The sequence below is a fragment of the Actinoalloteichus spitiensis RMV-1378 genome (genome assembly GCF_000239155.1).
Taxonomy (GTDB): Bacteria; Actinomycetota; Actinomycetes; order Mycobacteriales; family Pseudonocardiaceae; genus Actinoalloteichus_B; species Actinoalloteichus_B spitiensis.
Genome location: NZ_AGVX02000430.1, coordinates 1 through 6194, shown reverse-complemented (window position 1 = coordinate 6194; position 6194 = coordinate 1). Strand labels below are relative to the sequence as shown.

The following is a 6194-nucleotide window of genomic DNA, read 5'->3' as shown; positions in this document are numbered from 1 at the left end:
CCGCCAGCCGGTCGAGAACGGGCCGCCCCCGCGCCGAGCGGGAGCGGCCCTGGGGTCTCACCGCGCCAGCAGGGCGCTGGCCTCCTGCGCGGCAGGGCTCTCGCTGAGCAGGTGGCGCAGGTTCTCCGGCAGTTCCTCGCCGCGACGGCGCACCGCGCCTGCGTACAGCCGACCGGCGCGGTAGGAGGAGCGGACCAGCGGCCCGGCCATGACACCGGTGAAGCCGATCTCCTCGGCCGTCCTGCTGTGCGCGACGAACTCCTCGGGCTTGACCCACCGCTCCACCGGGTGGTGGCGGACGCTGGGCCGCAGGTACTGGGTGATGGTGATGATCTCGCAGCCCGCGTCGTACAGCGACTGGAGCGCCTCGGTCACCTCGTCGGGCTCCTCGCCCATACCCAGGATCAGGTTCGACTTGGTCACCAGACCCGCGTTCCTGGCTTCCGTGATGACCCGCAGCGACCGCTCGTAGCGGAAGCCCGGCCGGATGCGCTTGAAGATGCGCGGGACCGTCTCCACGTTGTGCGCGAGGACCTCGGGCCGGCTGGAGAAGACCTCGGCGAGCTGGTCCGGGTCCGCGTTGAAGTCCGGGATCAGCAGCTCGACACCGGTGCCCGGGTTGAGCTCGTGGATCTGGCGCACGGTCTCGGCGTACAACCAGGCGCCGCCGTCGGGCAGGTCGTCCCTGGCCACTCCGGTGACCGTGGAGTACCGCAGACCCATCGCCTGGACGGACTCGGCGACCTTGCGCGGTTCCGTGCGGTCCAGCGCCGCCGGCCGCCCGGTGTCGATCTGGCAGAAGTCGCACCGGCGGGTGCACTGGTCGCCGCCGATCAGGAAGGTGGCCTCCCTGTCCTCCCAACACTCGTAGATGTTGGGACAGCCGGCCTCCTCGCAGACCGTGTGCAGGCCCTCGCGCCGCACCAGCCCCTTGAGCTCGCGGTACTCCGGACCCATGCGCGCGCGCGTCTTGATCCAGGATGGCTTCTTCTCGATGGGCGTCTGGCTGTTGCGGACCTCAAGTCGCAACAGCTTGCGCCCCTCCGGTGCGACCGTCACACGCCCACCCTACGCGTCGTCGTGCTGTGGTCCACGCCATCCGGTCGAGGACCCGGTGGAGGACGTGGACCTGGCACCCGACCGGCACTCAGCGTGGATCGGGCGTCACTCCGGTGAGCGTCGCCGTGAGGTCCCACAGCTCGGCCGCGACCCGGGTGTCCTGGGCGGCGGCGGTCGAGGACACCTTCTTCGGACCGCCCCTGGCCTCGCCGGGGCCGTCGGGGCCGTAGTAGTCACCGGAGCGCACGTCCGGCATCGTCGCCGCGTACAGCTGCGGCGCGGCACCGTCGGCGACGGGCTGGTTCACCACCCGGTTGAGCAACCCCCACCCCTTCTCCATCCAGGAGCTGCCCCGGGCCCTGGCCATGTTGCCGCCGAGGTCGGTGGCCGTCACACCCGGGTGCGCCGCCACGCTGAGCAGGTCGAGACCAGCCGCCCTGGCCCGGCGGTCCAGCTCGAAGGCGAAGAGGAGGTTGGCCAGCTTCGACTGTCCGTAGGCCCGCCCCGCGTTGTACTTGCGGTACTCGTAGTTCAGGTCGCTCAGGTCGATCGCCCCGGCTCGGTGGGCGATGGAACTGAGGGTCACGACCCGAGCCCCGGGCCGCATGAGGCTGGGCATCAGCAGCCACGTCAACGCGGCGTGGCCCAGGTGGTTCACCCCCATCTGGAGTTCGAACCCGTCCTGGGTCCGGGACAGCGGCGGCGCCATCACACCCGCGTTGTTCATCAGGATGTCGATGCCCCCGGGGCAGAGGGCCCTGGCGGTGCTGGCGGCCTGCCGCACCGAGGACAGGTCCGCGAGGTCGAGCTCGACCAGCTCGGCCTCACCGCCCGCGTCGCGGATCTCGTCCACCGCCTGCTGTCCCCGCTCGGCGGAGCGGCAGGCCAACAACACGCGGGCGCCACGGCTGGCGAGGGTGGCCGCCGAGTAGCGCCCCAACCCGGAGTTCGCTCCGGTGATGAGGACGTTGCGTCCGGTCTGGTCGGGGATCTGGGTTGCGCTCCATCTGGGCATAGCTCACAACTACCGTGCGCCGGCCCGTGGTGCTACGCCGCCCCTGCTCCGACCGTGCCCTCCGCCACGTGGGTGCCCCCCGGTTGGCCCTCGGTCCGGCGGCACTGCACCCTTGGATCCCGTGAACGATCGCATCGAACTCCGGGTGTTCACCGAACCCCAGCAGGGCGCTACCTACACCGATCTGCTCCGCGTGGCGCAGTGCGCCGAGTCGGCCGGCTACGGCGCCTTCTTCCGTTCCGACCACTACCTGAAGATGGGCTCGGTCTCCGGTCTGCCTGGTCCCACCGACGCGTGGGTGACCCTGGGCGGCATCGCGCGGGAGACCAGCACGATCCGGCTGGGCACGCTCGTGACGGCGGGGACCTTCCGCCTGCCCGGCCCGCTCGCGATCACGGTCGCCCAGGTCGACGAGATGTCCGGCGGCCGGGTCGAGCTGGGACTCGGCACGGGCTGGTACGCCGAGGAGCACACCGCCTACGGCGTTCCGTTCCCACCGCTGGCCGAACGGTTCGACCGTTTCGAGGAGCAGCTGGAGATCATCACCGGTCTCTGGGGCACGCCGGAGGGCGGGACCTTCGACTACGACGGACGCCACTACCAGCTCAGCGACTCGCCGGCGCTGCCCAAGCCCGTGCAGCGGCCGCGGCCGCCCGTCCTGCTCGGCGGGAAGGGCAAGAAGCGCACGCCGGAGCTGGCCGCGCGGTTCGCCGACGAGTTCAACCTGCCCTTCGTCGACATCGAGGAGGCGGCGGCGCAGTTCGACCGGGTGGACCGGGCGGCGGTGGCCGCCGGTCGTCCGGAGGGCGACATCCTCCGCTCCGCCGCGCTCGTGCTGTGCGCGGGCCGGGACGAGCCGGAGGTGGCCCGCCGCGCGGCCGCGATCGGCCGGGAGGTACCGGAACTGAGGCGGAACGGGCTCGCCGGCACGCCCGACGAGATCGTCGACCGCATCGGTCAGTGGCGGGAGCGGACCGGTGTCAGCCGGCTGTACCTCCAGGTGCTCGACCTGGCCGACCTCGACCACGTGGAGCTGGTCGCCTCGGAGGTGGCGCCCCAGCTCGGGTGAGCGCCCACCTCAGCCGGCGGACTGGATCCGGGAGTCGAGGGCGAAGGTGACCGCCCCGGCCCCGGCCGGTTCCGCCGGCTCCGGCCGCGCCGGGCGGTGCGTCACCGGTAGCACGCCTTCCAGTGCGTCGAGCACCGCCCGTTCGACGAGCGGCAGGACCTCGGCGACCGTCACGGGCCGCCCGAGCTCGGCGGTCAGGGACGTGGTGCCCGCGTCGCGGATCCCGCAGGGCACGATGCGGTCCCACGCCGACATGTCGGGGTCGCAGTTGATCTCCAGGCCGTGCATGGTCACGCCCCGCTGCACCCGGATCCCGAGCGCGGCGATCTTGCGTTCGCCGCCCCGCTCGTCGGCGGGTACCCAGACGCCGCTGCGCCCCTCGACCCGTCCGGTGCGCACGCCCAGCTGGTCGCACACCGAGATCAGCGCCTGCTCCAACCGCCGGACGTAGTCGACGACGTCGACCGGTTCGACGAGTTCGACGATCGGGTAGCCGACCAGCTGCCCGGGGCCGTGCCAGGTGATCATCCCGCCCCGGTCGACGTCGATGACCGGGGTGCCGTCCTGCGGCTTGTCCGCCGGCCGGGTCCGCTTGCCCGCCGTGTACACCGAGGGGTGTTCGAGCAGGAGGAGGGTGTCGGGGCCGTCGCCCGCCTGCCGGGCGGCGACCAGCTCACGCTGGAGGTCCCAGGCCCGCTGGTAATCGATGAGCCCGAGATGCCGCACGACCACCGGGTCACTCGTCGACCGGCACGAGGTGGACGGAGCGGAGCGGGGGGATTCGTCGTTGCTGCGCACGGATCTGACCCTACGCCGGGCGGCGCGGGGCCCGCCGGCGTGGCCGGCCCGGGTGCGGGCGACGCCACAGGAGGGGACGCGGTGGCCGACGGCTCAGTCGTTCAACGCTGCCACCAGCGCGGAGTTCAGCGTGGGGTGGTGGAACTGGAACCCGTGTTCGGAGAGCACCTTCGGCACGGCGCGCTGGCCGGTCAGCACCAGCTCGTCGGCGATCTGGCCCAGGAGGGCGCGCAGCGCCACACCGGGGACCACCCAGGGGGCCGGGCGCCCCAGCACGGTCGACATCATGCGGGTGAACTCGGCGTTGGTCACGGGAGCGGGCGCGGTGAGGTTCACGGGGCCGTCGACGCCGTCGCGTTCCAGGGTGAACCGGAGCGCGGCCAGCTCGTCGTCCATGCTGATCCACGACAGGTACTGGCCGCCGCTGCCCAGCCGGCCGCCCAGCACGAGGGAGAAGAGGGGACGCAGCGTGCGGAGCAGCCCCCCGTCGGAGCTGAGCACGATGCCGGTGCGGGCCAGGACGACACGGGCACCGGCCTCCCGCGCGGGGCGCGCCGCGTCCTCCCAGTCGTGGCACAGCTGGGCGAGGAACCCCGATCCCCGCGGGGCGGTCTCGTCCACGGCACGGTCCCCGGTGTCGCCGTAGTAGCCCACGGCGGAGGCGTTGACGAGCACGGGGACCCGGTGTTGGGCCACGGCGGCGCTGAGGACCTCGGTGGGGACGAGCCGGCTGTCCCGCAGCACCTGTTTCCTGGCGTGGTTCCACCGGCGTCCGAAGATCGACGCCCCGCAAAGGTTCACCACCGCGTCGGCGCCCTCCATGGCGTCGTGGGGGACCTGGCCGGCCGGCGGGTCCCAGCTCCGCTCTCCGGTCGCCGTCGCCGGCCGGCGGACGAGGCGCACCACCTCGTGGCCGGCGTCCTCGAGAGTGGACACCAGGGCGGAGCCGACGAGACCTGAGGAACCAGCGACCACGACGCGCATTCCTTGATCGTGACGTATCGGCGGCGTCGACGCGAGTCCGCCCCGGCGGATGGGCGGGGTGGTCGACCGGACGCGGCGTCAGGCGCCGGAGGCGGTCGCGGCCGCCCGTCCCGGTGTCGAACGGCGGCGGGCCCAGCCCCGCCACCGGTGGTGGCGGGGCCCGGGTGTCAGCGCGGTGACGGCGTCAGAGGCCGAGGTCGGACTCGAACGCGCCCTCCTCCAGCCGCTGCTTGATGGTCGCCAGGAACCGGGCGGCGTCGGCGCCGTCCACCAGGCGGTGGTCGTAGGACAGTGCGAGGTACACCATCGACCGGATGGCGATGGTGTCACCACCGGACTCGTCGCTGACCACGACGGGCCGCTTCACGACGGCGCCGGTACCGAGGATGCCGACCTGCGGCTGGGCGAAGATCGGCGTGTCGAACAGGGCGCCCCGGCTGCCGGTGTTGGTCAGCGTGAAGGTGCCGCCGCTGAGCTCGTCCGGCGTGATCTTGTTGGTCCTGGTCCGCTCGGCGACGTCCGCGATCTTGCGAGCGAGCCCGGCGAGGTTCAGGTCACCCGCGTTGTGGACCACCGGGACCATCAGGCCACGGTCGGTGTCCACCGCGATCACCAGGTGCTCGGCACCGTGGTAGGTGACCTCCTTCTTCTCCAGGTCCATGGAGGCGTTCAGCTGCGGGTGCTGCTTGAGCGCCTCCACCGTGGCCTTGGCGAAGAACGGCAGGAAGGACAGGCTGACGCCCTCGCGGGCGGCGAAGGCCGCCTTGGCCCGGGCCCGCAGCCGAGCGATCCGGGTGACGTCCACCTCGACGACGGTGGTGAGCTGCGCGGCGGTCTGCAACGACTCGACCATGCGGGTGGCGAGCACCTGCCGCAGCCGCGACAGCTTCTCGGTCCTGCCCCGCAGCTCGCTCTCCCGCACGGGCTCCGGGGTGGGCGCGGAACCCGTGGCCGGGGCCGGTGCCTGCTGAGCGGGGGCCTTCTTGGCCTCGACGGCGGCGAGCACGTCCTGCTTGCGGATGCGACCACCGACGCCCGAGCCCTGGAGGGTGCTGAGGTCGATGCCGTTCTCGTTGGCGAGCTTGCGCACCAGCGGGGTGACGTAGGGGTTCGCCCCGCCCTCCGTGCTCGGCTGCGCCTGCTGCGGCGCGGCGGGGGCAGGAGCGGCGGGGGCAGGAGCGGCGGGAGCAGGAGCGGCGGGAGCAGGAGCGGCGGCCGGAGCCGGTTGTTCCTGCGGCGCGGCGGCCGGTGCCTCGGCGGGCGCCTCCT

Annotated in this window: 6 protein-coding genes; 1 reads left to right on the top strand and 5 read right to left on the bottom strand. The window is 72.7% G+C overall.

The window, feature by feature from the left end; all coding sequences use genetic code 11:
• Positions 1-57: 57 nt before the first annotated feature.
• Positions 58-1059: a lipoyl synthase gene (lipA, locus tag ACTIDRAF_RS0218420; protein WP_016700200.1), complete on the bottom strand. Its 1002-nt coding sequence runs from the start codon at positions 1057-1059 to the stop codon at positions 58-60.
• 88 nt (positions 1060-1147) lie between these two features.
• Positions 1148-2074, bottom strand: a complete 927-nt coding sequence (locus ACTIDRAF_RS0218415) for an oxidoreductase (protein WP_016700199.1) — start codon at positions 2072-2074, stop codon at positions 1148-1150.
• Positions 2075-2207: 133 nt separating this feature from the next.
• On the opposite strand from ACTIDRAF_RS0218415, the gene ACTIDRAF_RS0218410 reads away from it, so the two are divergent.
• The gene (locus ACTIDRAF_RS0218410) at positions 2208-3143 is read left to right on the top strand and encodes an LLM class F420-dependent oxidoreductase (protein WP_026066247.1); all 936 of its coding nucleotides are present in this window, start codon (positions 2208-2210) and stop codon (positions 3141-3143) included.
• 9 nt (positions 3144-3152) lie between these two features.
• Here the strand turns inward: ACTIDRAF_RS0218410 and lipB are convergent, their stop codons facing one another.
• The 3 genes from lipB to sucB all read right to left on the bottom strand — a co-directional run.
• Positions 3153-3941 carry a lipoyl(octanoyl) transferase LipB gene (lipB, locus tag ACTIDRAF_RS0218405; protein ID WP_026066246.1) on the bottom strand — a complete coding sequence of 263 codons (789 nt, stop codon included), beginning with the start codon at positions 3939-3941 and terminating at the stop codon, positions 3153-3155.
• Between the two features lie 93 nt (positions 3942-4034).
• A complete protein-coding gene (locus tag ACTIDRAF_RS0218400; RefSeq protein WP_016700196.1) occupies positions 4035-4925 on the bottom strand; it encodes a TIGR01777 family oxidoreductase in 891 nt (296 codons plus the stop codon).
• Between the two features lie 184 nt (positions 4926-5109).
• On the bottom strand, positions 5110-6194 hold a 1085-nt coding region (gene sucB / locus ACTIDRAF_RS0218395), incomplete at its 5' end, for a 2-oxoglutarate dehydrogenase, E2 component, dihydrolipoamide succinyltransferase (RefSeq protein ID WP_026066245.1).

Bases quoted from the DNA above. Each gene is read 5' to 3' on its own strand.
- ACTIDRAF_RS0218415 (WP_016700199.1), bottom strand. From the start codon at position 2,074: ATGCCCAGATGGAGCGCAACCCAGATCCCCGACCAGACCGGACGCAAC.
- ACTIDRAF_RS0218400 (WP_016700196.1), bottom strand. From the start codon at position 4,925: ATGCGCGTCGTGGTCGCTGGTTCCTCAGGTCTCGTCGGCTCCGCCCTG.